The sequence below is a fragment of the Variovorax sp. 05L425 genome (genome assembly GCF_056397705.1).
The window spans coordinates 122,682-146,000 of sequence record NZ_JBFTNY010000002.1 but is presented as its reverse complement, the minus strand read 5'-3'; the positions used below and the strand labels follow the sequence as shown (position 1 = coordinate 146,000).

The window sequence follows — 23,319 nt, the reverse complement described above, 5'->3', positions numbered from 1 at the left end:
CACAAGCGGCAGAAAGTCGTATGGCGACTCCACGGCAGGCGATGCCTATGGCATGCTCGCGGCCGATGTCTCATACCCCTAATGCCATGGCGCGTTCCCGCATGCTGTTTCGGCTCTTGTCGATGGGGGCCATCCTCTTGGTGCTGGGTTGCGCGAGCCCGCCGGGGAGGTTGCCGGGCGGCGGCCCCGCCTTGTTGACCGCCGATCAATCGAACGACGTCGCCGTACATGCGCTGGGCTTGGTCGGTACGCCGTATCGCTATGGCGGAAATACGCCAGAGGGCGGTTTCGATTGCAGCGGGCTCATCGGCTATGTCTATCGAAAGAGCGTGGGGCAGGCGACGCCGCGGACGGTGGCGCGGATGGCCAGCTTCGGCCGCCCAGTGGCCATGCCTGACTTGCGCTCGGGCGATCTGGTTCTCTTCGGCGCATCCACGCCGTCGCACGCGGGCATCTACGTCGGAGAGGGCCGTTTCGTGCATGCGCCTTCGACGGGAGGGGAAGTGAGGCTCGATCGTCTGGACGGCGTCTACTGGTCGCGCCAGCCGGTGCAGGCGCGCCGACTCTGAGGCAACGGCGCGATCCGCTCAGACTGCGCTGCGATGCCGCTGGATGCAGGTATCCAGCGTTTCATCGCCGGAGCGTTGCCACCAGTCGAGCGTCGAGAAGATCTCGACTTCGCTGAATCCCTCAAAGCCGGCAGCCTCGACCCAACCCCGAACCTTCCGCAGTTCGACCACGCCGTCGCCCATCATCCCGCGATCCGACAGCAGATCACGCGTCGGCGTGAGCCAGTCGCATACGTGGTAGGCCAGCAGGCGTTGCTTGCCTGCGCGCGCGATTTGCTGTTGGAGCTTGGGGTCCCACCACACGTGATAGATGTCCACCGCCACGCCGAGCATTCCTGAGCGCGCCGCGTCGAGCTCATCGCAGAGATCGAGCGCGTGCTCCAGCGTGTTGATGCAGGCGCGGTCGGCGGCCTGCATTGGGTGCAGGGGCTCTATGGCGAGCGGCATGCCGACCTGGCGCGCGTATTCGAGCGAGGCGGCGATGCCGTCGCGCACTTCGCTGCGCGCTCGACCGATGTCCTTGTAGAGTGCCTTGCCCTCGAGCGCACCCGGGAGGCCGCCGACGACCAGTACGAGGCAGGGGGCGCCGAGCGTCTTCGCCTCGTCGATGGCGCGCCGGTTGTCGTCGAGTGCGGCTTGGCGTCCCGCCGCGTCGGGCGCCGGAAAGAAGCCGCCGCGGCAGTAGCCCGAAAGCCCGATGCCGTTCGCCTTGAGCCGCTTCGCGATCTTGTCGAGCCCGACGGCCGCGACCTGATCGCGCCAGGGGCTGATGGCGCGGATGCCGCGAGCGGCGCACTGGTCGATGATCCGGTCCAGCGGAATTTCGGCGCCGTGCTGCTTGCGGATGGTCGCCGTGTTGATCGACAGCCAGTCGTGGTTCTTCGAAAAATCGCGCATCGCTGTTCAGCCTTCGACACCGTGCAGGGCCAGCAGTGTCTTCATGCGCCGAACCGCCAGTTCCGGCTGCTCCAGCAGATTCGCCGCGTCGGCCAGCCGGAAGAGTTCAGCGAGATGCGGCAGGGAGCGCGTGCTCTGCTGTCCGCCGACCATCGTGAAATGGCTCTGATGGCCATTGAGCCATGCCATGAAGACCACGCCGGTCTTGTAGAAGCGCGTCGGCGCCGCAAAGATGTGACGCGACAGCGGCACGGTCGGTCCGAGGATCGAATGGAACTTCTCGACGTTGCCGAGCGCGAGTTCGCCGAGCGCGGCGCTGGCGGCCGGCGCGATCGCGTCGAAGATGCCGAGCAGCGCATCGCTCTTGCCGTGTGTCGGTTCGCTACCGTGTCCGTCGCCCGCGATCAGCTCGGCGTAGTTGAAGTCGTCGCCGGTGTACATGCGAACGCCCGGCGGCAGGCGGCGGCGCATCGCGATTTCCTTGTCCTTGTCGAGCAGGGAGATCTTGATGCCATCGACCTTGTCCGGATGCGCCGCAATGATGCCGAGCGCCGTGTCCATCGCGCGGTCGATGTCCGCCGTGCCCCAGTAGCCGGTGAGCGCCGGGTCGAACATGTCGCCGAGCCAATGCAGCACGACGGGTTGCCTGGCCTGGCTGAGGATGCGGTCGTAGACGCGCTCGTAGTCTGACGGCCCTTTTGCGGCGCGGGCGAGCGCACGGCTCGCCATCACGATCAGCTTGCCGCCGAGTGCCTCGATGGCGGCCATCTGCTCCTCGTAGCCGCGGATGACGTCGTCAGTGGTCTTGACCTTGTCGATGTCCAGGTGATCGGTGCCGCAGCCGGAAGCGATCAGCGCGCCCGGCACGTGCTTCGCGGCTTCGAGCGAGCGACGGATCAGTTCGAGCGATGTCGGCCAATCCAGACCCATGCCCCGCTGTGCGGTGTCCATCGCTTCGGCCACGCCGAGACCCAGCGCCCAAAGGCGGCGGCGGTAGTCGATGGTGGCATCCCAGTCGACTGCGCATTGCAGCCACGGGTCGATGGATGCCTTGGGATCGGCCACGACGTGCGCAGCCGAATAGGCGATGCGATCGAACGTGACGCCCGCCGACGGCTTGACGGGCGTGCTTCCGCGCAGCGCGTAGGGCGCGAGCGAGCCGCTCGCCGTGGGGAGGGTGAGTGCGAGGGCCATGGCAAGACTCAGATCTTGAGCTCAGGCACGTCGACCCAGCGGCGGTCTTTCCAGCTTTCGAGCGCGGCCTCGACAAGCTGCACACCCTTGGCGCCTTCCGGCAGCGTCCACTTGTAGGGCGCGTTTTCCACGACATGGCGGATGAAGTGTTCCCACTGGATCTTGAAGCCGTTGTCGTAGACCTGCGAATCCGGAATCTCCTGCCATTGGTCGAAGAAGTTCATGGCCTGCTTCTCGTCCGGGTTCCAGACGGGGCGCGGCGTCGCAACGCGCGATTGTGCGCGGCACGACGACAGGCCCGCGACAGCCGAGCCGTCGGTGCCATCCACATGGAAGGTGACAAGATCGTCGCGCCGCACGCGCGTGACCCAGCTCATGTTGATCTGGGCGATCACCGGTTCGCTGTTGTGGCCCTTGAGCTGGCAGGTCGCGTAGGCCGCATCGTCGGCGGTGGCCTCGTAGGGCTTGCCCTCTTCGTCCCAGCGCTTCGGGATGTGGGTGGTGCCGAGGCAGGACACGGACTTGACTTCGCCGAACAGGTTGTCCAGCACATAACGCCAGTGGCACATCATGTCCAGGATCATCCCGCCGCCATCTTCCTTGCGGTAGTTCCACGACGGGCGCTGGATGGGTTGCAAGTCGCCTTCGAACACCCAGTAGCCGAATTCGAGCCGCACCGAGAGCATGCGGCCGAAGAAGCCTGCGCGGCGCAGCATGTCGAGCTTGCGCAAGCCGGGCAGGAAGAGCTTGTCTTGCACCGCGCCGTGCTTGAGGCCGGAACCTTCGGCAAGGCGGGCGATTTCGACGGCTTCGTTCAGGTTGGTCGCGATCGGCTTTTCGCAATAGACGTGCTTGCCGGCACGGATGGCCTTGGCCAACAGGGCGGGGCGCATCTGCGTGGTGCCTGCGTCGAAGAAGATGGTGTCGTCCTTGTTCTCCAGCGCGCGGTCAAGGTCGGTGCCCCAGCGCGCGATGCCGTAGGCCTTGGCCAGTGCTTCGATCTTCTCGGCGTTGCGTCCGATGAGGATCGGGTCGGGCATGACCTTGTCGCCGTTGGACAGCGTCACGCCGCCTTGTGCCCGGATGGCGACGATGGAGCGGATCAGGTGCTGGTTCGTGCCCATGCGCCCCGTGACGCCGTGCATGATGATTCCGAGTCGTTGTGTTGTCATGGTGTTCTCCGCTGTAAGTGAGTGGCGAGCGCGGGCGTCTAGACGAATGTGGACGCTTGCGAGAGGGGTTGCAGGCTGGCGAAATCGGGTGCAGCCATGTGGGCGAAGCCGGGCTGCGCCAGTGAACCGATCGCGATCCGGCCATCGCGGATGGCCAGTCGAGGCCTGCCGGCGGTGGTTTCGTAGAGGTCGCCGTGCGCGGCGGCGAAAGCGGCCTGCTCAACTGCTGGCGCACTTCCAAAGCCGTCGACGTAGTGGTGGCCGTTTCGTTCACAGTGCTGCAGGCCGAGCAGCGAAGCGAGCACCAGGTCCTGCTGCACCGCCAGTCCGGCTTGGCAGGTCAGGTCCTCGGCGGACATGAAATAGCGTCCGACAGCATTGATGGAATTCCATCGGTCGCAACGTGCGCGATTGATGACTGCCTTGTAGAAGCCTTTGCAGGCCTTGCTCGACACACCGCGCCATCCGTGCGCACGGCCGGTGGGGAATGCGTCGAGCGTCCCATCCGCTTCGTCGAGCAGGAGCGGCGCAGGTGTCCGCAATTCGCGCAGCGCCGGGTCCATGCTGCCGTCGCGCGGCAGGGGTTGTTCCAGATAGAGCAGCGCTTCGGGTCTGGCGGCAAGCCGCGGCAACAGACGCAGGCCATCGCAGAGTGCGCGCAGTGCGTGCGCATCGGCGTATTGCTCGTTGCCATCAAGGGTGAAACGATGGCTAGGCGCGATGGTGTCGAGTGCCGCAAGCACGGCGTCGAGCCGCTGGAGATCTGCGTCGGGATTGCCGCCCAGCTTGATCTTGAAGTAGCGATGGCCATAGCGCCGCACCACGGCCGGCAGGCTGACGGGCAGACCCGCCGCGTCCTCCGCATTGCCTTCGAGGACATCGAGCATGCCGATGGTATGGCGTGCCTGCAGATGGTCTGCAGGCGCGCGATTCGCGAGCCAGCCGTTCCAGTCCCAGCCGCGGAGGTCATCCATCAGCGGCGTGTCGGCGATGCCGACCATGTTGCGCTGCATCGCGGTGTAGACCGACACCTGCGTCGCGCGACATAGCGCGTCGAGGACTGCACGGTCCATCACGGCTTGGCCGAAGGCGGTCGAGAGTGCCGTATGACCCAACGCCGCGCCGCGTGCCATCAAGGATTCATAGTGCCGAGCGAAAAGCGCGAATGCAGGAGCTGCCTCGGCTGCCGTGTAGGCATCGGCGGTGGCTTCCAGTGCCTGCCGAAGGTGAAGGACGTTGTCCGCCTGGGTCTGGTCCGGCCGTTTGTCGAACCAGCGCGGCACCATCAGCTCTGCCGCAGAGCCCTCGGTCGTGCCGTGCGCGCCGCAGTCGACTGTGGCGCGCACAAACACCTGCGGACAACGCGTGAGTGTCACCGCGCCAAACTTGAACGGCAGCCGAAGCGTCATCGGCCGAACCCCAAATTCAACGGCCAGCACGCGCACGGGCGGCGAGGAGGAGAGGGTCGCGGCAGGCACGGCGAAGGCTCAGTGCGCGTCCAGGTGGCCTTGCGCGAAGAAATGCGCGCGCAAGGTGCGGGCGTAGGCGGCAAAGCGCTCGGTGCCCATCACGTCCAACGGGCGTGGGCGCGGCAGGTCGATGTCGTAGATCGCGGCAATCGAGCCAGGACGCTCGGTCATCACGATCACGCGGTCAGAGAGAAAGATCGCTTCGGGGATGCTGTGCGTGATCAGCAGCACCGTCTTCTTCGAGGCGGACCAGATGCGCTGGAGTTCGAGATTCATCTTCTCGCGCGTCATCGCGTCGAGCGCACCAAAGGGCTCGTCCATCAGCAGCACGGAGGGATCGTGCAGCAGTGCGCGGCAGATCGATGCGCGCTGCTGCATGCCGCCGGAGAGCTGCCAGGGGTACTTGTTCTCGAATCCGGTGAGCCCGGCCATCTTCATTAGTTCACGCGCGCGCTCGCGTGCCGCGGCCTTCGGCAGATGCCGGATCTCCGCCTGCAGGAGGATGTTGTCTTCGACGCTGCGCCACGCCAGAAGCACCGCGCTCTGGAAGACGATGCCCACGTCCTTCTGCGGCCCCTTGATCGGGCGGCCTGCGAGCGAGAGCGTCCCACCGCTGATCGGCAGCAGCCCTGCCACCATCTTCAGCAGCGTGCTCTTGCCGCAGCCGGACGGCCCGACCACGGAGACGAACTCCCCTTCGCGAATCGAGAAGTCCAGAGGCTTCAGCGATTCGACCGGGCCGTCCTTGCTTTGGTAGATCTTCGAGACGCCGCGCGCTTCGATCAGAACATCAGGAGTCATGAATCTTGGAAAAGGCAGAGTAAGTGCGCAGCCTGGGAGTGAACCTGCTTTTTGGGGTGAACTGGCTACGGCAGGAAGTCGAGCGTCACATAGTCTTCGGGCTTGCCGCGCGTGGCTGCATCCATGCCGCCGTACTGCACGAGCAGGTCGAGCGAGTCGTTGACGTTCTTCATTGCGACCCGGTAGGGGCGCTGGTTCGCCGTGTCCTTGGTGTGATAAAGCGCGACGCTCTGCTTCATGCCGATGATGAGCGTGTCGCGCACGCCGGCCTTCGGGTTGGCCTTGAGCATGGCGTCGACGGCTGCGGCGGGATCTTTCTCGGCGTCTTCGGCAGCGCGCGTGGAGGCACGCATGAAGCGCTTCACGAGGTCGGGGTTCTCGGTCAGCAGGTTCTTGTTGACGATGATCCCGGAACTGATCTGGTTGACACCCGAATCGGCGAACCGGATCGGCGTGACGGGCTTGCCGGTGGCATCCTGGAGCTTGATGGCCTGGTCCATCACGTAACCGAGCAGCAAGTCGGCCTGGCCGGTGGTCACGGCGTTGAGCTTGGTCTGCGCATCACCCGACACGATCTTGACCTGGTCCGGCTGGATGTTGTTGACCTTCAGGAAGAGGGGCCACATCTGCGACATCGAGTCGCCCGGCGTGGTGGCGACGGTCTTGCCGATGATGTCCTTCGGCGTCTTGATGTTCTTCTCGGAGAAGCCCATGACCGACATCGGGCTGACTTGGAACAGCACGCCGGTCGACTTCAGCGGCGCGCCTTTGGCGGCGGCCTTGATCATCGTCGTGACGTCGATGTAGCCGAAGGTCGCGGACTTGGCGGCCACGGCCTGCGCGGTGACGGCCGAACCGCGGCCTTCCTGGATGTCCAGGTCGATGCCTTCTTCCGCGTAGTAGCCGCGCTCCTTGCCGAGGAAGAACGGCGCGTGCTCGCTGTAGAGATACCAGTTGAGCATCAGCGTGACCTTGTCCTGCGGCTTGTTCTGCGCATGCGCAGGGGTCAAGGCGAGGACCAGCGCCGCGGTGGCGCCGGCGACGAGGGAGGTGAGCATCTTCTTCATGGTTGTCTCCTGGGAAGAGTGGTTGCAATGGAACTCACTGGGCGTGGCGCTGCGAGGCATGCCACGGAATCATCAGCCGCTCGACCAGATCGACGGCCACGAAAAGAATCACGCCGATGCTCGACAACACGACCAGCGCGGCGAACATCAACGGCAGGTCGAAGTTGCCGTTGGCAACCTGCAGCACATAGCCGATGCCCGAGTTGGAGCCGACGAATTCGCCGACCACCGCGCCGACGACGGCGAGCGTGACCGACACCTTGAGGCCGCTGAAGATCGCGGGCATCGCCTGCGGCAGGCTGATCTTGAAGAAAGTCTGCAGGCGGGACGCACCCATGGAGCGGGCCAGGTCCAGCATGTCGGGTTCGACCGACTTGAAACCCATCACGGTCGATACCACCACCGGGAAGAAGCCCAGCAGAAAGGCCGAGATGACCTTCGGGAAGATGCCGAAGCCGAACCACACGACGAACAGCGGCGCGATCGCGACCTTCGGAATGCTCTGCGAGAACACCAGCAACGGGTAGACGTAGGACTCCACCAGCCGCGAGTAGGCGATCACCATCGCGATCGGGATGCCGATCACGATCGTCAAGGCAAAGCCGCCGAGCGTGGCGAGCGTGGTCTTCCAGCTTTCGGCAATGAGGCGCGGCCACTCGGCGATCAATTGCTGCACGACCTGAATCGGCGGAGGGATCAGGTAGGCCGGGACCTTGAAGAGGCGGATCGCGAGGTCCCATAGCACCAGCAGCATCAGGATGAGCAGAAAGGGCCGAAGCGCAGGTGAGAGGAGAAGGTTGCGAAGCATCGACAAGGATGTGTGTTGAGCCGTGGAGCCTGTGGCACTGGCGGCCGAGCCGCGCTTTCAATTCACCGATAAGTGAATTAACAATTCTAGGAAGCCACTTGCGACGGCGCAACGAGCGCGTGCCTAGGAGATACCCGTATCAGCGCAGAACGTAGCCGAGCACCAGATCGGTCATGTGCGAAAGGCGTTGCGCCATCGCTTTGGGGGCGCGCAGATTGCGGCCGAAGACGGCCGACAGCGTGTCGTTGTTCGACAGGTAGAAGTAGCAGAGCGAGGCGATAGAGATGTAGAGCTGCACCGGATCGACCCCCGCCCGGAACAGGTTGTCGCGCTTGCCGCGTTCCAGCACGTTGTCGAGCAGTTGGACGAGCGGCGAGTTCATCTCCTGGATGCGGTCGGAGCGCTTGAGATGCTCGGCGCGATGGAGGTTTTCGCTGTTGAGCAGCGTAATGAACTCCGGATGCTCCAGGTAGTAGTGCCAGGTGAACGAGATCAACCGACGGATCGCCTCGACCGGTTCGATCTCGTCGAGGTGCAAGCGCTGTTCGGCCTGACGGATGTCGGCGTAGGTGCCTTCGAGCACGGCCAGGAAGAGGTCGTCCTTGCTGCCGAAGTAGTAGTAGATCAGCCGCTTGTTCAGGCCTGCGCGCTCGGCAATGCTGTCCATGCGCGCACCGGTGAGGCCGTGTTGGGCGAATTCGTCGCGAGCCGATGCAAGGATGGCCTGCTGCGATCGGTCGGCGTCGCGTGAACGTGGCTCATGGGGCGCGTGGTGTCTGGCTTTCGGGCGCATGCGACGAATTTAACCAATTGGGGAATTAAGGCAAGCCGGCGCGTTGCGCGCGGATAATTCGCGCAACCTTGTTGCAGCAAAAGAGGCGTGTCGCAAATGAGCTCATCACAACCCGCGGGCCACCTGATTGTCGAGTGCCTCGTCGAGCAGGGGGTCGAACTGGCCTTTGGCGTTCCTGGAGAAAGCTTCCTGGCCGTGCTTGACGGCTTTCATGCTTACGGCGAGCGCATTCGATTCATCGTGAATCGTCAGGAAGGCGGCGCGGCCTTCATGGCGGAGGCGCACGGCAAGCTCACCGGAAGGCCGGGCGTGTGTTTCGTCACGCGCGGGCCGGGAGCGACCAACGCATCGATCGGCGTGCACAACGCGTTCCAGGACTCGACACCGATGGTGCTCTTCGTCGGCGACGTTGGCAGCGATTTCCGCGATCGTGAGGCGTTCCAGGAGGTCGACTACGGTAGCTTCTTCGGGCCCAGCACCAAGGGTTTCGCCAAGCGCGTGGAGCGGATCGACGATGCCGAACGCATTCCCGAATACGTGGCACGGGCCTTCGCGACAGCGATGAACGGGCGTCCCGGCCCGGTCGTGGTCGTGTTGCCTGAGGACATGTTGCGCAAAACCACTGCCGCGCGACCCCTGCGGCGCGTGGAGGCGGTGGAGCCCTGGAGCGACCCTGGAGCCTTGCGGACTCTGCGCGAGTTGCTGTTGAAGTCCCAGCGCCCGCTTGTGATCGCCGGAGGCGGCGGCTGGACAACGCAGGCCGCCCAGGCGCTGCAGCGCTTCGCGGAGAACTGGAGACTGCCCGTCGCCAACGCGTTCCGCTTCCAGGACACTTTTGACAACCACCATCCGCTGTATGCGGGCGACGTGGGCATCGCGATCAACCACAAGCTCGCCGATCGGGTCCGGCAAAGCGATCTCATCCTCGCGATAGGTCCGCGACTCGGCGAGATGACGACCAGCGGCTACACGCTGCTCGAAGCGCCGAAGCCGAAGCAAACCCTGGTGCACATTCACGCCAGCGCGGAAGAGCTCAATCGCGTCTATCAGGCCGACCTGGCGATCAACGCCGGCATGAGTTCGGCCGCACGCAGCCTGGAAGTGTTGAACGCTCCGACCGAACTGCCTTGGGAGGCCTGGACCGTTGCAGCGCATGCCGACTACATCGCGAACCTGGAGCCGCAGCCGCTCGCGGGCCTGCCGGCCGACTCGCCGCGCGGTGCCGTCGACATGGTGACCGTCGTCAGGCTGCTCCAGAAGCACTTGCCGCCGGACACCGCGATCACCAACGGCGCGGGCAACTTCGCGAGCTGGGTGCATCGCTACTTCCGCTATCACGGGCTCGCAAAGGGCGCCAAGACGCAGCTGGCGCCCACCAGCGGGGCGATGGGCTACGGCGTGCCCGCCGGCATTGCTGCGAACCTCGCGACGGGCCGCGTTGCTTTCACGATCGCCGGCGACGGCGATTTCCTCATGACCGGGCAGGAGCTCGCCACGGCTTCGCAGCACGGTGCCAAGAGCATCATCGTTCTGCTCAACAACGGCATGTTCGGCACGATCCGCATGCACCAGGAGCGCGAATATCCCGCCAAGGTGAGCGGCACCGAATTGCGCAACCCGGACTTCTGCGCGCTGGCCAAAGCCTACGGCTACGCGGCGGAACGCGTGACGGAAACTGCGCAGTTCGAGGGTGCGTTGATGCGCGCGTTGGCGGCCGATACGGGCACGCTGATCGAGATCCCGCTGGATCCTGAGGTGATCACCACGCGTGGCACGTTGAGTGCGATCAGAAAGGCCGCGCAGGCCAGGGGGTGAGTCCCTCCGCGTACACGAAAAAAAAGCCGGCGGATGCCGGCTTTTTTATTCAAGCGCGCGAGGCGCCCGAGAAGCTTCTTTACTTGACGTGCTTGCCGATCAACGCAGCCAGTTCGAACATCGAAACTTGCGACTTGCCGAAGATTTCCTTCAGCTTTGCGTCGGCGTTGATGTTGCGCTTGTTGGCCTTGTCTTGAAGGTTGTTCTTCTTGATGTAGTCCCACAGCTTGCTCACGACAGCGGTGCGCGGCAGAGGCGTCGAGCCGACCACGGCGGCGAGCGCCGGGCTGGGGGTCAGTGCCTTCATGAACGCAGCGTTGGGAGTGCGCTTCTTCGCGGGAGCCTTCTTTGCAGCAGCCTTCTTGGCCGGAGCCGCCTTCTTGGCGGGTGCTGCCTTCTTCGCAGGAGCAGCCTTCTTTGCCGGTGCGGCTGCCTTCTTTGCAGGAGCAGCCTTCTTTGCCGGCGCTTTCTTGGCCGGAGCCTTCTTTGCAGTTGCCATGGTTGATTTCCTTTTTTGGTTGGACACTTTCACCAATGAAAAGCGGTGTCTCCATCGGCATTGCGGATGCTAAAGGAGAAGAAACGCGTTTCCAAGGGAAAAAGGGGTTTTTTCATTGGGAGTTGTTGTTTTTTCAGAGGGAGAAGCGCAGTGGTTTCCCCTAGGAGGTGCCAACAGATGCTTTCAGGCGCGACGCGATGGCCAAGTCGCGAGCACCACGCCGAGCAGTGCAAGCGCGAATGCGACGACTTGCGGCATCGACAGATCCTCTCCGAGTACGACCACGCCGACGACCGCCGCGCTCACCGGAAGCATCACGGTGAAGACGCCTGCCTGCGACGCGGGGACGCCTTTGAGGCCCGTCATCCAGAGCCAAACGGTCCAGATGCTCGCCGCGAGTGCATAGACGATCAGCAGGCCCCAGATGCCAAAGGAGACTGCGCCGAAGTCGAAGTGCAGCGCGAACCAGATCCCGAACGGCGTCGAGAGTGCAAATCCCCAGAGGTTGATCAGCGACGAAATCCGCTTGGGCCCGAGGCGACCCGTCAGCGATTTGCCGATCACTGCATAGGAGGCCTCGCACACCACCGCAGAGAAGACGAGCAAATTGCCAAGCCACCGCATGCTGGCAGGCGACGCGTTGGTCGCATGCGCCGTGGCCTGCGCTGGCGCGAGCGCAAGCAGTCCGATGCCGAAGGCCGCGCATGCGATCGCCAGTCCGATCCGCACGGTGATGCGTTCGCGCAGAAACATCCAACTGCCGATCGCGACCACGGCCGGAATCGAAGCCATGATGACGCCGGCCGACACCGCGCTCGTCAGGCTGACACCGAAGAGCATGCAGATCGAGAACATGAAGTTGCCCAGGAACGACTCGAGGAAGACCAGTCCGCGCGTATGCCGCGTCATGGGCGGCTCGTCCGAAGGCCGCCGGAGCCAGTGAGGCATGGCAAGCGCCGCGATGCCGAAGCGCATCCATGCGAGCAGCAGCACAGGAAATGCAGTGACCAGCGGTTTCGAGAGGGCGACGTAGCTGCCTACGAGCGACATGCTCAAGGCCAGGCAGCCGTAGGCAACAAGACGGCGAGGTGCCGGGAGTGCGGTGTTCAATAGACTGGAGGGCGTAGAGAGGATTGATTCGATGATGCCGCATTCCGCCACGAGTTCTCGCTACGTGTTCGTCTACGGCACGCTCCGGGCCGGAGGCCGCAATGACATCGCACGCTTCACGCCGGCGCCCGAGCGAGTGGCGGATGCGCGAATCGCGGGCACGCTGTATGACCTCGGTGCCTATCCCGGTGCAGTGCTGGGCGGGGATGGGAGGGTGAAGGGGGAGATTTATCGGATCACGGCCGCCCTCGAAGCTCAATTGGATGTGCTCGAGGAGGTGCGGTCGGACGACACGGGCGAGTACGTCAGGCGCGAAGTCCTCGTCGAGGCAGGTGGACGCCAACTGCCTTGCCTCGTCTATGAGATCCATCCCAAGCGCATTGCGGGGAGGTCAGTGATTGCGAGCGGGGATTGGTTCGGGCGTTGATCGCTTTCGATGTTTTCATGCGCGAAAAATCGATTGCGCATGGTGGAATGACCAAGTGTTGCGCTGCAATATTTTTTCTCAATACAAGAAAAATAATTTCGCATTGAGAAAAAAATCTGTAAGTCATTGATTTTGCTGGATCAAATATATGTCTTCTATAAGACATAAGAGTGGAGACCTTGACGTACAGTGGGTCCCAACGGCAGCGAAAGCGCCCCCCTCTTAATCAACCCTCGGAGTGACCATGCCACAGACCCTTACCGAACAACTCAGCCGCGAACAGCAAATTGCCGCCCTCGAAAAAGACTGGGCGACCAACCCCCGCTGGAAGGGCGTCAAGCGCGGTTACAGCGCAGCAGACGTGGTGCGCCTGCGCGGCTCGCTGCCGATCGAACACACGCTGGCTCGCCGCGGTGCCGAGAAGCTGTGGGAGAAGATCAACGGCGGCGCCAAGAAAGGCTACGTGAACGCCTTCGGCGCCATCTCCGCCGGCCAGGCCATGCAGCAGGCAAAGGCCGGCCTCGAGGCCGTCTATCTGTCGGGCTGGCAAGTCGCCGCCGATGGCAACACCTCGGAAACCATGTATCCGGACCAGTCGCTCTATGCGTACGACTCGGTGCCGACCATGGTGCGCCGGATCAACAACACCTTCAAGCGCGCCGACGAGATCCAATGGTCGCGTGGCGTCAATCCCGGCGACAAGGAGTTCATCGACTACTTCCTGCCGATCGTGGCTGACGCGGAAGCCGGCTTCGGCGGCGTGCTCAACGCTTTCGAACTGATGAAGAACATGGTCGCAGCGGGCGCCGCCGGCGTCCACTTCGAAGACCAGCTCGCCGCAGTGAAGAAGTGCGGCCACATGGGCGGCAAGGTGCTGGTTCCGACCCAGGAAGCTTGCGAGAAGCTGATCTCGGCGCGTTTCGCTGCCGACGTGATGGGCGTTTCGACCATCGTGCTGGCCCGTACGGACGCCGAAGCAGCCAACCTGATCACGTCCGATCACGACGCCAACGACAAGCCCTTCCTCACCGGCGAGCGCACCCAGGAAGGTTTCTATCGCGTGAAGAATGGCCTCGAGCAAGCCATCAGCCGTGGCGTCGCCTACGCGCCCTATGCCGACCTCGTGTGGTGCGAGACCGGTACGCCTGACCTCGGTTTTGCACGCGAGTTCGCCCAGGCCGTGCATGCCGCGAGCCCCGGCAAGCTGCTGTCGTACAACTGCTCGCCTTCCTTCAACTGGAGGAAGAACCTCGACGACAAGACCATCGCCGCGTTCCAGGACGAACTCTCGGCGCTGGGGTACAAGTACCAGTTCATCACGCTCGCTGGCATCCACATCAACTGGTACAACACCTTCAAGTTCGCGCATGCCTATGCGAACGGCGAAGGCATGAAGCACTACGTCGAAATGGTCCAGGAGCCGGAATTCGCGGCGCGCGAGCAGGGCTATACCTTCGTCTCGCACCAGCAGGAAGTCGGCGCGGGCTACTTCGACGACGTGACGACCGTGATCCAGGGCGGCTCTTCCAGCGTGAAGGCGCTGACCGGTTCGACCGAAGAAGAGCAGTTCCACTGATCTGAATCGACCCCAAGCAAGTCCCCGCGTGAGCGATCCGCGGGGATTTTTTTCGTCTGCATGTGCCGTTACTCGATCGTGCGAAGGTCGCGCACGCCGCGGCCGAGACGTTGGCGTAGCAGCGCGCGCAGCGTCACGCCTTCGGCGTATCCCACCAGGGTCGCGATCTGTTCGAGGCTCTTGTCGCTCGTCTTCAGCAGGTGCACGGCGCGCTCGACGCGCAGATCCTGGAAGTAGGAAAGCGGCGATTTGCCGAGCACCTGCCGCATCCGGCGCGCCAGAGTGCGCTTGCTCGTTCCGGCGGCGGAGGCTGCGTCGTCGAGCGAAAACCCATCAGCGAGACGCCCGCGCGCCCAGCGCTCGAAGCGTTCGACGGTCGGGTCCGAATGACTCAGGTGGTCCGTGATGACGTAGGCCGATTGTGAAGGGCGGGAGTCGACGATGAGGTATTTCGCGACCATTGCGGCAAGTTCAGGACTCGCCTGGCGCACGAGAAACAGCGCCATGTCTACATGGCTCAACGCGGCTCCGGCGGTCACGAAGGCGCCGGAACTCACGAGCATGTGCGATTCGTCGAGCCGCACCGTCGGGTAGCGCTGGCGGAACAACGACGACAGCCACCAGGTGGTCGTTGCTCGCTGGTGATCGAGAAGGCCGGATTCGGCCAGGACAAAGGTGCCGATGCACGCGGCCGCGAATCGTGTTCCACGCTCGAATTTTTTGCGCAAGATGGCTGCAGCATCCGCGATGTCTCGGCGGCGCAGCGCGACCTGGAGACCTTCTGCCATCTTCTCGCCGATGGCGGGAATGACGAACCAGTCCGGATCACCGCACTCGGCGAGCGACTTGACCGGTACGCGCAGTCCTTGGGATGTATGTACGCTCTTCCGCATACCGACGACCGAGACGTCGAAGCGCGCTTCGCCGATTCCCAACATCCCGGCCAGTTCGTTGGCAGTGGTAAAGACATCCAGCACCGTGGCAAGGCCCGTGTCGAACGCGCCATCCAGGGCGAGCACATGAATCTTCATGGCAATAACAATATCAAAGATGTCAAAAATGCCAATAGGGCAGATCCGCCGAGAGGCCTAGAGTGCTCGTCGGTCGGCGCAATCTCGCGCAGCCGTATTCACTGGAGTCCCACATCATGATCAAGTACGCACTGTTCGCCCGTCTCGAAGCCAAGCCGGGCAAGGAGGCCGAAGTCCAGCAGTTCCTCGAGGCCGGACTGGCGATGGCTCGCGATGAGAAGACGACGCCGATCTGGTTCGCTCTGCGACTTTCCCCCACGACCTTCGGCATCTTCGACGCATTCGAAGACGAGGCCGGCCGGCAGGCGCATCTCAGCGGACCGATCGCGAAGGCGCTCATGGCGAAGGCGCCGGACCTCTTCGCCAAGGCTCCGTCCATCGAGTCGATCGACGTACTCGGGCTCAAGAACGCGGCCCCCGCATCCTGAGTTGCCGAGGATAGAATCACCAGCTTCGTCCAGCACCAACAAGAGCGAGAAAGGCATTTTGGTTATGACACCGCGAACTACGCCGCAAGGAATCAGCGGCCTTTTCCTTCAGGGAAGAGGCCGGTAGGCCGCGCATGCCGGAAATCTCCGGCACATCAACCAAGCCAAGCGCGGTCCAGGACCGCGCTTTTTGTTTTTCGCCGAGGTTTTTTCATGATCCAGATCACGCTCCCCGACAACTCGCGCCGCGAGTTCCCTGGCCCGGTTTCGGTGGCCGACGTCGCCAAATCCATCGGTCCCGGGCTTGCGAAGATGACCCTCGCCGGCAAGGTCGACGGCCGTCTGGTCGATGCGAGCGACGTGATCGACCATGACGCAAAGTTGCAGATCATCACGCCGAAAGACGAAGAAGGACTGGAGATCATCCGGCACTCGACGGCCCACCTCGTCGGCCATGCAGTGAAGCAGCTCTATCCGACGGCGAAGATGGTGATTGGCCCGGTCATCGATGAGGGCTTCTATTACGACATCTCCTACGAGCGCCCCTTCACGCCGGAAGACATGGAAGCGATCGAGGCGCGCATGCGGCAACTGATCGCGCAGGACTACGACGTGATCAAGAAGATGACGCCGCGCGATGAAGTCATCTCGGTGTTCAAGTCCCGCGGTGAGGACTACAAGCTGCGGCTGGTGGAAGACATGCCTGACGAGAAGGCGATGGGCTTGTACTACCACCAGGAGTACGTCGACATGTGCCGCGGCCCGCACGTGCCCAACACGCGATTCCTCAAGGTCTTCAAGCTGACGAAGCTCGCCGGTGCCTATTGGCGCGGCGATGCGAAGAACGAGCAACTGCAGCGCATCTACGGGACAGCTTGGGCCGACAAGAAGCAACTCGACGACTACATCCGCCGCATCGAGGAAGCCGAGAAACGCGACCATCGCCGCCTCGGAAAGGAGCTCGACCTGTTCCACATCGATGAGGCGGCGCCAGGGGTGGTGTTCTGGCATCCGAAGGGCTGGGCCATTTGGCAGCAAGTCGAGCAGTACATGCGCCGGGTGTACCGCGACACGGGCTACCAGGAGGTCAAGGGACCGCAAATCCTGGACAAGAGCCTGTGGGAGAAAACGGGCCACTGGCAGAACTACCGCGAAAACATGTTCACGACGGAATCGGAGAAGCGCGAGTACGCGCTCAAGCCGATGAACTGCCCCGGTCATGTGCTCATCTTCAAGTCTGACCTGCGGAGCTACCGCGATCTGCCGCTGCGCTACGGCGAGTTCGGTCAATGCCATCGCAACGAGCCGAGCGGTGCGTTGCACGGCATCATGCGTGTACGCGGGTTCACGCAGGACGATGGTCACGTCTTCTGCACGGAGGACCAGATCCTCGAGGAGTGCGTCGCGTATACGGCGCAACTGCAGAAGGTCTATGCGGACTTCGGCTTCACGGACATTCTCTACAAGGTCGCGACGCGGCCCGACAACCGCGTCGGTTCGGACGAGTTATGGGACAAGGCAGAGTTTGCAGTCATGGAAGCGCTGCGTCGCTCAGGCGTGGACTTCGTCATTTCGCCTGGCGAAGGTGCGTTCTACGGGCCGAAGATCGAGTACACGCTCAAGGACGCCATCGGGCGGCAATGGCAGTGCGGAACGATGCAGGTCGACTTCAACACGGCCGAGCGCCTCGGCGGGGAGTATGTGACGGAGACGAGTGAGCGGGCCTATCCGGTGATGCTTCATCGCGCGATCGTCGGGAGCCTGGAGCGTTTCATTGGCATGCTGATCGAACACCATGCGGGCGCATTGCCAGCCTGGCTCGCACCGGTACAGGTCGCAGTCCTCAATATCAGCGAGGGACAAGCGGAGTACGCGTCTCAAGTTGCGAAAACGCTGCTAGATCAAGGGCTTAGAGTTTCGCTTGATCTGCACAACGAGAAGATTACGTATAAAATACGGAAGCATTCGTTGCAAAAGCTCCCATACATCCTGGTCGTAGGCGACAAGGAGAAGGAAGCAGGAGCCGTCGCAGTGCGCGCCCGAGGTAATCTTGATCTCGGTGCCATGTCGGTAGAGGCGTTCTCCCAAAAGATCGCTCACGACATCCAACACAAGCTTTGAATTGGAAAGAGTTCAAAGGCTGATTTTTTCGATCAGGCTGCTTGTGGGCGTGAACTCTACGGCAATCGCTACATTCTGTAGCAATTTGTTTAAAGGATTCTGACCATCGCTACTGCATTTCGCGACCGCCGCCACCGCGAGGAACGCCAACACCGCCTGAACCGGGAAATCATGGCCCCGGAAGTCCGCCTGATCGGGCCCGACAACGAGCAATTGGGTGTCGTGAGTCTTGCCGAGGCGTTGCGCCTTGCCGGCGAGCAGGATGTGGATTTGGTGGAAGTCGTCGCAGCGGCCAATCCGCCGGTTTGCCGTCTGATCGAGTACGGCAAGTTCAAATACCACGAGCAGAAGAAGGCGGCCGAAGCGAAATCGAAGCAGAAGGTCATCGAGGTCAAGGAAATCAAATTCCGCCCGGGAACCGACGACGGCGACTACAACATCAAGATGCGCAACATCCGTCGCTTCCTGGAAGACGGTGACAAGTGCAAGATCACGCTTCGCTTCCGCGGTCGGGAAATCACGCACCAGGAACTTGGCTTGGCGCTGTTGCAGCGCATTCGCGATGAGCTTGGCGATCTGATCCTCGTCGAGCAGTTCCCGAAGTTGGAAGGCCGGCAGATGATCATGATGATCGCCCCGGGCCGCAAGAAGGCGGGCGGAGCGGCAAAGCCTGCGACAGAGCCGACGACGGCACCTGCCGCAGCATAGGCTTCACTGCGAGTCGCAAGAAGTTTTTGAAGGGATTTCGTCTTTGCCAGCACCTTGAGGGTACAGGCGAGGCGGGACGTAGAAGTGTCTCGGGGCCAACAAGCCCGCGGAGTATCCGCGGCGCCTCACGAGCACAAACAAAAGGAGCATTTACATGCCCAAAATGAAGACCAAGAGCAGCGCGAAAAAGCGCTTCCGCGTTCGTCCAGGTGGCACCGTCAAGCGCGGTCAAGCCTTCAAGCGTCACATCCTGACGAAGAAGACCACCAAGAACAAGCGTCACCTGCGTGGTGCAACGGCAGTGCATGAGACCAACATGGTTTCAATGGCCGCTATGTTGCCCGGCAGCGGCATCTAACCCAGACGAACAAGGAGTACACACATGCCTCGCGTCAAACGTGGTGTAACGGCTCGCGCCCGCCACAAGAAGGTTCTCGCACTCGCCAAGGGTTTCCGTGGTCGCCGCGGCAATGTCTTCCGCATCGCCAAGCAGGCGGTGATGAAGGCTGGCCAATATGCCTACCGTGACCGTCGGACCAAGAAGCGCGTGTTCCGCCAACTGTGGATTGCGCGTATCAACGCCGCTTCGCGTGAACTGGGCCTCACTTACAGCCAGTTCGCCAACGGCATCCGCAAGGCCGGTATCGAAATCGACCGCAAGGTCCTCGCCGATATCGCCGTGCACGACAAGGCCGCTTTTGCCGGCATCGTGGAGCAGGTCAAGGCCAAGCTGGCAGCTTGATTCCGCACAGCAGGTCACCGTCCATGATGGCGGCCTGCGCCCACGGCATAAGGGCTGGCGCTTGAAAGGGCACCAGCCCTTTTTTCGTCGTTCCCCGGCCTGTTTCTCTTTCACCCTCCAAGAATTCCTCATGAACGAGTTGGACTCCCTGGTCGACACCGCACGCGCAACCTTTGCCGAAGCGACGGCTCCGGCCGAACTGGAGAACGCCAAGGCGCAATTTCTCGGCAAAGCTGGCCGCATCACCGAGCTGATGAAAGGAATGGCTGCGTTGAGCGTTGACGAGAAGAAATCTCGTGGTGCTGCGATCAACGTCGCCAAACAGGCCATCGAGGCTGCTCTGGCTGAGCGTCGTCAGCAACTCGCCGACGAGGAACTCGCATTGCAACTCCGCGCCGAAGCGCTTGACGTGACCTTGCCTGGTCGCAAGCGCGTCTCAGGCGGTCTGCATCCCGTCAGTCGAACCATGGAGCGCATCGAAGCGATCTTCTCGAGCATGGGCTTCGACGTCGCTGACGGCCCTGAAATCGAAAGCGATTGGCACAGTTTCACTTCGCTGAACAACCCGCCGAACCATCCGGCCCGTTCGATGCAGGACACGTTTTATGTCGACATCAACGGTGAGGACGGAATCCCCTACAACCTGCGTCCGCACACGAGCCCGATGCAGGTCCGCTACGCGCATCAGCACATCAAGAAATACGCTGCGCAGTTCGAGGCTGCAGCGGCGGACGCCACCGGCTCGATCAAGGCACCCGAAATTCGCGTGATTGCGCCCGGACGCACCTATCGCGTCGACAGCGACGCGACGCACTCACCCATGTTCCACCAGTGCGAGGGCCTGTGGCTCGGTGAGAACGTGAGCTTCAAGGATCTCAAGGTCGTATTCACGGATTTCTGCCGCACCTTCTTCGAGAGCGACGATCTGGTGCTGCGTTTCCGGCCCAGCTTCTTTCCATTCACCGAGCCCAGTGCCGAGATCGATATCCAGTTCCAGAGCGGTCCGCTCGCCGGCCGGTGGCTCGAAGTCGCAGGGTCGGGGCAAGTGCATCCGAACGTCGTTCGCAACATGGGTCTGGACCCCGAGCGCTACATCGGTTTCGCCTTCGGGATGGGGCCCGATCGACTGACGATGCTGCGATACGGCGTCAACGACCTGCGCCATTTCTTCGACGGCGACCTGCGCTTCTTGCGCCAATTCCAGTAAACAGAACGAGAACGACGAGATGCAATTTCCCGAGTCCTGGTTGCGCGAGTTCTGCAACCCGCCGCTCAGTAGCGCCGAACTGGCCGAGACGCTCACGATGGGCGGCTTCGAGGTTGAAGAACGTCGGCCCGCCGCGCCGCCTTTCACCAAGGTCGTTGTCGGCGAGATCAAGGAAGCGGTTCAGCACCCGAACGCCGACCGGCTGCGCGTTTGCCAGGTCGATGCCGGGCAGGGTGCCCTGCTGAACATTGTTTGCGGCGCACCCAACGCCCGCGTCGGCATCAAGGTGCCATTGGCGCTGGTCGGGGCCGAGCTCCCGCCGGGCGAAGATGGAAAGCCTTTTCTCATCAAGCTCGGCCAGCTGCGCGGCGTCGAGAGCCAGGGCATGCTGTGCTCGGCCCGCGAATTGAAGCTCAACGAAGACCACGGCGGCCTGCTTGAATTGGCGGCGGATGCCCCGGTGGGCACCGACGTGCGCGAGGTCTTGAAGCTTGACGATGCGTTGCTCACGCTCAAGTTGACGCCAAATCTTGCGCATGGCCTCAGCGTCTACGGCATTGCGCGCGAACTGGCTGCCTTGACGGGTGCACCGCTCAAGACGCCGATGATCGCACCTGCGGCAGCAACCGTCTCCGACAAGCTCGCCGTCAAGATCGAGGCGCCCGAACTGTGCGGCCGTTTCTCCGGTCGCGTCGTCCGCGGCGTCGATACCAAGGTCACCACTCCCGCATGGATGGTCGACCGGCTGGCCCGTTGCGGGCAGCGCAGCGTCTCGCCGCTGGTCGACATTTCGAACTACGTGATGTTCGAGTACGGGCAGCCGACCCACATCTTCGACCTGGACAAGATTCACGGCGGACTGACCGTGCGCTGGGGCAAGCCGGGCGAGCAACTGAAGTTGCTCAACGGAAATACCGTCACAGTCGACGAGAAAGTCGGCGTCATCGCCGACGAGCGCGAGGTCGAGTCGCTCGCCGGCATCATGGGCGGTGATGCGACGGCCGTATCGGACGATACGCGCAACATCTATCTCGAAGCCGCCTTCTGGTGGCCTGAGAGCATTCAGGGGCGTTCGCGTAGGTTCAATTTCTCGACCGACGCGGGTCATCGTTTCGAGCGGGGCGTGGACCCGAGCCGCACGGTGCAGATCATCGAACGGATCACGCAGTTGGTCACCGACATCTGCGGCGGCGAAGCCGGTCCGATCGATGACCAGATCTTGCGTCTGCCGGAAGCCAAGCCTGTGACCCTGCGCACAGCGCGCGCGGCGCGGGTGATCGGCATGCCGCTCACGCAAGCGCAATGCGCGGGTGCCTTGCGCCGCCTTGCTCTGCCAATGGAGGAAGGTGACGGCACATTGATCGTCACGCCGCCGCCGCACCGTTTCGATCTGCTGATTGAGGAAGACTTGATCGAAGAGGTCGCTCGCCTCATCGGCTACAACAACCTTCCCACAACGCCGCCGCTGGCACCGATCACCGCCCGCGCACGGCCCGAGGCACAGCGCAGCGGTTCCGCCGTGCGGCAGCGTCTGGCCGCATTGGGCTATCAGGAGACGATCAACTTCAGTTTCGTCGAAGCCCATTGGGAACAAGACCTTGCGGGCAACGCCAACCCGATCAAACTTCTGAATCCGATTGCCAGTCAGATGAGCGTCATGCGTTCTTCGCTGATCGGTTCACTGCTGCAGGTTCTGAAGTTCAACCTCGACCGCAAGGCGCCGCGGGCGCGCGTTTTCGAGTTGGGCCGTGTCTTCATGCGCGACGATGCCGTCTCCACGACCGACAGCACCGTCAAGGGTATCCGGCAGCCGATGCGCGTGGCGGGCTTGGCCTGGGGCGATGCTGAAGATGCACGTTGGGAGGGCAAGGCGCATCGTTCCGATTTCTTTGACATCAAGGGCGACGTCGAAGCGCTGCTGGCGCCGCGCGTCGCGACGTTCGAGCCCGCCGAGCATCCCGCGCTGCATCCGGGGCGTGCCGCGCGCGTGCTGCTGGATGGCCATTCCGTCGGAGTGATCGGAGAACTGCATCCACGTTGGCGTCAGAAGTGGGACTTTGCGCATGCGCCGGTGCTGTTTGAACTCGATCTCGATTCCGTCACCGCGCGACCGGTGCCTGAGGCGCAGCCGGTGGCCAAGCACCAGGTCGTCGAACGCGATATCGCGGTCGTGGTCTCCGAGGCGGTCACCCACGGTGCGCTGATGAGCGCGATCCGGGTCGCATCGGATCCCGGTCTTTTGCGTGAACTCACGCTCTTCGATATCTACCGCCCGACCATCGCGCGCGACGGGTCCGTCGCCGCCGGTGGACTTGCGCAAGGTGAGAAGAGCATGGCGGTTCGACTCAGCTTCAACAGCGATGCCGCGACGTTGACCGACGAGCAGGTCGAAGCGGCGGTACGCGCGATCGTCGATCAACTCGGCGCCCGGCTCGGCGCGCGCCTGCGGGTATGAACGCCATGGAATTCACGCTCGAAGCCCTTGAAACTCCGGCGCTCACCAAGGCGCATCTGGCGGATCTGTTGTTCGAGCAGATCGGCTTGAACAAGCGCGAGTCCAAGGACATGGTCGAGGCCTTCTTCGACCTGATTGCCAACAGCCTCATCGAAGGCACGGACGTCAAGATCTCGGGCTTCGGCAATTTCCAGATCCGCGTCAAGGCGCCACGGCCGGGGCGCAATCCGCGCACTGGAGAGGCCATTCCAATCGGTGAGCGCAGGGTGGCGACTTTTCATGCGAGCGCCAAGCTGAAGGAACAAATCCACGGAAGCATCGCCGAAGACGCGGCGCAAGAAGTCGAATGGAGCCTTGGCTCCGAATAAGGGCTTGGCGCTGCGTGTGCAGGTGGAGTAACCTCTGAGGTTTCGCTCGCACCGTCTTGATT

General features: G+C 62.8%; 24 protein-coding genes. 13 read left to right on the top strand and 11 right to left on the bottom strand.

Annotated elements, in window-relative coordinates; genetic code table 11:
- The first annotated feature begins 101 nt into the window (after positions 1 to 101).
- A complete protein-coding gene (locus tag AC1DN9_RS02830) occupies positions 102 to 569 on the top strand; it encodes a C40 family peptidase (protein WP_478097087.1) in 468 nt (155 codons plus the stop codon).
- An 18-nt stretch (positions 570 to 587) separates the two neighbouring features.
- Here AC1DN9_RS02830 and AC1DN9_RS02825 read toward each other — a convergent pair whose 3' ends face one another.
- The 8 genes from AC1DN9_RS02825 to AC1DN9_RS02790 all read right to left on the bottom strand — a co-directional run bounded on the left by AC1DN9_RS02825 (position 588) and on the right by AC1DN9_RS02790 (position 8,770).
- On the bottom strand, positions 588 to 1,466 hold the full coding sequence (locus AC1DN9_RS02825; RefSeq protein WP_478097085.1) for a sugar phosphate isomerase/epimerase family protein: 879 nt from the start codon (positions 1,464 to 1,466) through the stop codon (positions 588 to 590).
- A 6-nt stretch (positions 1,467 to 1,472) separates the two neighbouring features.
- On the bottom strand, positions 1,473 to 2,660 hold the full coding sequence (locus AC1DN9_RS02820; RefSeq protein ID WP_478097083.1) for a dihydrodipicolinate synthase family protein: 1,188 nt from the start codon (positions 2,658 to 2,660) through the stop codon (positions 1,473 to 1,475).
- Between the two features lie 8 nt (positions 2,661 to 2,668).
- Positions 2,669 to 3,832, bottom strand: coding sequence for a Gfo/Idh/MocA family protein (locus AC1DN9_RS02815; RefSeq protein WP_478097081.1), 1,164 nt, complete (start codon positions 3,830 to 3,832; stop codon positions 2,669 to 2,671).
- A 38-nt stretch (positions 3,833 to 3,870) separates the two neighbouring features.
- Positions 3,871 to 5,310 (bottom strand): enolase C-terminal domain-like protein, encoded by a 1,440-nt coding sequence (locus AC1DN9_RS02810; RefSeq protein WP_478097079.1) that lies wholly within the window; start codon positions 5,308 to 5,310, stop codon positions 3,871 to 3,873.
- A 9-nt stretch (positions 5,311 to 5,319) separates the two neighbouring features.
- Positions 5,320 to 6,102, bottom strand: coding sequence for an ABC transporter ATP-binding protein (locus AC1DN9_RS02805; protein ID WP_478097077.1), 783 nt, complete (start codon positions 6,100 to 6,102; stop codon positions 5,320 to 5,322).
- Positions 6,103 to 6,167: 65 nt separating this feature from the next.
- Positions 6,168 to 7,169: an ABC transporter substrate-binding protein gene (locus AC1DN9_RS02800; RefSeq protein ID WP_478097075.1), complete on the bottom strand. Its 1,002-nt coding sequence runs from the start codon at positions 7,167 to 7,169 to the stop codon at positions 6,168 to 6,170.
- Between the two features lie 34 nt (positions 7,170 to 7,203).
- Positions 7,204 to 7,977, bottom strand: a complete 774-nt coding sequence (locus AC1DN9_RS02795; RefSeq protein WP_478097073.1) for an ABC transporter permease — start codon at positions 7,975 to 7,977, stop codon at positions 7,204 to 7,206.
- Between the two features lie 139 nt (positions 7,978 to 8,116).
- On the bottom strand, positions 8,117 to 8,770 hold the full coding sequence (locus tag AC1DN9_RS02790; protein ID WP_478097071.1) for a TetR/AcrR family transcriptional regulator: 654 nt from the start codon (positions 8,768 to 8,770) through the stop codon (positions 8,117 to 8,119).
- A gap of 96 nt (positions 8,771 to 8,866) precedes the next feature.
- On the opposite strand from AC1DN9_RS02790, the gene AC1DN9_RS02785 reads away from it, so the two are divergent.
- Positions 8,867 to 10,585: a thiamine pyrophosphate-binding protein gene (locus AC1DN9_RS02785; protein ID WP_478097069.1), complete on the top strand. Its 1,719-nt coding sequence runs from the start codon at positions 8,867 to 8,869 to the stop codon at positions 10,583 to 10,585.
- Positions 10,586 to 10,664: 79 nt separating this feature from the next.
- On the opposite strand, the gene AC1DN9_RS02780 is transcribed toward AC1DN9_RS02785, so the two are convergent.
- Positions 10,665 to 11,084 carry an SWIB/MDM2 domain-containing protein gene (locus tag AC1DN9_RS02780; protein ID WP_478097067.1) on the bottom strand — a complete coding sequence of 140 codons (420 nt, stop codon included), beginning with the start codon at positions 11,082 to 11,084 and terminating at the stop codon, positions 10,665 to 10,667.
- Positions 11,085 to 11,119: 35 nt separating this feature from the next.
- Between AC1DN9_RS02780 and AC1DN9_RS02775 the strand changes: the two genes are divergently transcribed.
- Positions 11,120 to 11,248, top strand: coding sequence for a hypothetical protein (locus AC1DN9_RS02775; RefSeq protein ID WP_478097066.1), 129 nt, complete (start codon positions 11,120 to 11,122; stop codon positions 11,246 to 11,248).
- Positions 11,249 to 11,267: 19 nt separating this feature from the next.
- Here AC1DN9_RS02775 and AC1DN9_RS02770 read toward each other — a convergent pair whose 3' ends face one another.
- Positions 11,268 to 12,194, bottom strand: coding sequence for a DMT family transporter (locus AC1DN9_RS02770; RefSeq protein ID WP_478097064.1), 927 nt, complete (start codon positions 12,192 to 12,194; stop codon positions 11,268 to 11,270).
- Between the two features lie 31 nt (positions 12,195 to 12,225).
- On the opposite strand from AC1DN9_RS02770, the gene AC1DN9_RS02765 reads away from it, so the two are divergent.
- Complete coding sequence (locus AC1DN9_RS02765; protein WP_478097062.1) at positions 12,226 to 12,621, top strand: gamma-glutamylcyclotransferase family protein; 396 nt, start codon at positions 12,226 to 12,228, stop codon at positions 12,619 to 12,621.
- Positions 12,622 to 12,865: 244 nt separating this feature from the next.
- Complete coding sequence (aceA, locus tag AC1DN9_RS02760) at positions 12,866 to 14,197, top strand: isocitrate lyase (protein WP_478097061.1); 1,332 nt, start codon at positions 12,866 to 12,868, stop codon at positions 14,195 to 14,197.
- 68 nt (positions 14,198 to 14,265) lie between these two features.
- Here aceA and AC1DN9_RS02755 read toward each other — a convergent pair whose 3' ends face one another.
- Positions 14,266 to 15,228, bottom strand: a complete 963-nt coding sequence (locus AC1DN9_RS02755) for a GlxA family transcriptional regulator (RefSeq protein ID WP_478097059.1) — start codon at positions 15,226 to 15,228, stop codon at positions 14,266 to 14,268.
- Between the two features lie 116 nt (positions 15,229 to 15,344).
- Here AC1DN9_RS02755 and AC1DN9_RS02750 point away from each other — a divergent pair, with 116 nt between their 5' ends.
- The 8 genes from AC1DN9_RS02750 to AC1DN9_RS02715 all read left to right on the top strand — a co-directional run bounded on the left by AC1DN9_RS02750 (position 15,345) and on the right by AC1DN9_RS02715 (position 23,257).
- Complete coding sequence (locus tag AC1DN9_RS02750; protein ID WP_478097057.1) at positions 15,345 to 15,656, top strand: putative quinol monooxygenase; 312 nt, start codon at positions 15,345 to 15,347, stop codon at positions 15,654 to 15,656.
- 213 nt (positions 15,657 to 15,869) lie between these two features.
- Entirely contained in the window at positions 15,870 to 17,777 is a 1,908-nt protein-coding gene (gene thrS / locus AC1DN9_RS02745; RefSeq protein WP_478097055.1) for a threonine--tRNA ligase, read from the top strand.
- Positions 17,778 to 17,873: 96 nt separating this feature from the next.
- Positions 17,874 to 18,485, top strand: a complete 612-nt coding sequence (gene infC / locus AC1DN9_RS02740; RefSeq protein ID WP_478097526.1) for a translation initiation factor IF-3 — start codon at positions 17,874 to 17,876, stop codon at positions 18,483 to 18,485.
- Between the two features lie 154 nt (positions 18,486 to 18,639).
- Entirely contained in the window at positions 18,640 to 18,843 is a 204-nt protein-coding gene (gene rpmI, locus AC1DN9_RS02735) for a 50S ribosomal protein L35 (protein WP_028253491.1), read from the top strand.
- Between the two features lie 24 nt (positions 18,844 to 18,867).
- Positions 18,868 to 19,227 (top strand): 50S ribosomal protein L20, encoded by a 360-nt coding sequence (rplT, locus tag AC1DN9_RS02730; protein ID WP_028253492.1) that lies wholly within the window; start codon positions 18,868 to 18,870, stop codon positions 19,225 to 19,227.
- A 130-nt stretch (positions 19,228 to 19,357) separates the two neighbouring features.
- A complete protein-coding gene (gene pheS / locus AC1DN9_RS02725) occupies positions 19,358 to 20,434 on the top strand; it encodes a phenylalanine--tRNA ligase subunit alpha (RefSeq protein WP_478097052.1) in 1,077 nt (358 codons plus the stop codon).
- A 19-nt stretch (positions 20,435 to 20,453) separates the two neighbouring features.
- Positions 20,454 to 22,889 (top strand): phenylalanine--tRNA ligase subunit beta, encoded by a 2,436-nt coding sequence (gene pheT / locus AC1DN9_RS02720; protein WP_478097050.1) that lies wholly within the window; start codon positions 20,454 to 20,456, stop codon positions 22,887 to 22,889.
- Complete coding sequence (locus AC1DN9_RS02715; protein WP_478097048.1) at positions 22,886 to 23,257, top strand: integration host factor subunit alpha; 372 nt, start codon at positions 22,886 to 22,888, stop codon at positions 23,255 to 23,257. The genes pheT and AC1DN9_RS02715 overlap by 4 nt, the downstream gene beginning before the upstream one ends.
- Positions 23,258 to 23,319: the final 62 nt, after the last annotated feature.

Bases quoted from the DNA above. Each gene is read 5' to 3' on its own strand.
- AC1DN9_RS02830 (WP_478097087.1), top strand. From the start codon at position 102: ATGCTGTTTCGGCTCTTGTCGATGGGGGCCATCCTCTTGGTGCTGGGT.
- AC1DN9_RS02825 (WP_478097085.1), bottom strand. From the start codon at position 1,466: ATGCGCGATTTTTCGAAGAACCACGACTGGCTGTCGATCAACACGGCG.
- AC1DN9_RS02820 (WP_478097083.1), bottom strand. From the start codon at position 2,660: ATGGCCCTCGCACTCACCCTCCCCACGGCGAGCGGCTCGCTCGCGCCC.
- AC1DN9_RS02815 (WP_478097081.1), bottom strand. From the start codon at position 3,832: ATGACAACACAACGACTCGGAATCATCATGCACGGCGTCACGGGGCGC.
- AC1DN9_RS02805 (WP_478097077.1), bottom strand. From the start codon at position 6,102: ATGACTCCTGATGTTCTGATCGAAGCGCGCGGCGTCTCGAAGATCTAC.
- AC1DN9_RS02800 (WP_478097075.1), bottom strand. From the start codon at position 7,169: ATGAAGAAGATGCTCACCTCCCTCGTCGCCGGCGCCACCGCGGCGCTG.
- AC1DN9_RS02795 (WP_478097073.1), bottom strand. From the start codon at position 7,977: ATGCTTCGCAACCTTCTCCTCTCACCTGCGCTTCGGCCCTTTCTGCTC.
- AC1DN9_RS02790 (WP_478097071.1), bottom strand. From the start codon at position 8,770: ATGCGCCCGAAAGCCAGACACCACGCGCCCCATGAGCCACGTTCACGC.
- AC1DN9_RS02785 (WP_478097069.1), top strand. From the start codon at position 8,867: ATGAGCTCATCACAACCCGCGGGCCACCTGATTGTCGAGTGCCTCGTC.
- AC1DN9_RS02780 (WP_478097067.1), bottom strand. From the start codon at position 11,084: ATGGCAACTGCAAAGAAGGCTCCGGCCAAGAAAGCGCCGGCAAAGAAG.
- AC1DN9_RS02775 (WP_478097066.1), top strand. From the start codon at position 11,120: ATGAAAAGCGGTGTCTCCATCGGCATTGCGGATGCTAAAGGAGAAGAA.
- AC1DN9_RS02765 (WP_478097062.1), top strand. From the start codon at position 12,226: ATGATGCCGCATTCCGCCACGAGTTCTCGCTACGTGTTCGTCTACGGC.
- aceA (WP_478097061.1), top strand. From the start codon at position 12,866: ATGCCACAGACCCTTACCGAACAACTCAGCCGCGAACAGCAAATTGCC.
- AC1DN9_RS02755 (WP_478097059.1), bottom strand. From the start codon at position 15,228: ATGAAGATTCATGTGCTCGCCCTGGATGGCGCGTTCGACACGGGCCTT.
- AC1DN9_RS02750 (WP_478097057.1), top strand. From the start codon at position 15,345: ATGATCAAGTACGCACTGTTCGCCCGTCTCGAAGCCAAGCCGGGCAAG.
- thrS (WP_478097055.1), top strand. From the start codon at position 15,870: ATGATCCAGATCACGCTCCCCGACAACTCGCGCCGCGAGTTCCCTGGC.
- rpmI (WP_028253491.1), top strand. From the start codon at position 18,640: ATGCCCAAAATGAAGACCAAGAGCAGCGCGAAAAAGCGCTTCCGCGTT.
- rplT (WP_028253492.1), top strand. From the start codon at position 18,868: ATGCCTCGCGTCAAACGTGGTGTAACGGCTCGCGCCCGCCACAAGAAG.
- pheS (WP_478097052.1), top strand. From the start codon at position 19,358: ATGAACGAGTTGGACTCCCTGGTCGACACCGCACGCGCAACCTTTGCC.
- pheT (WP_478097050.1), top strand. From the start codon at position 20,454: ATGCAATTTCCCGAGTCCTGGTTGCGCGAGTTCTGCAACCCGCCGCTC.
- AC1DN9_RS02715 (WP_478097048.1), top strand. From the start codon at position 22,886: ATGAACGCCATGGAATTCACGCTCGAAGCCCTTGAAACTCCGGCGCTC.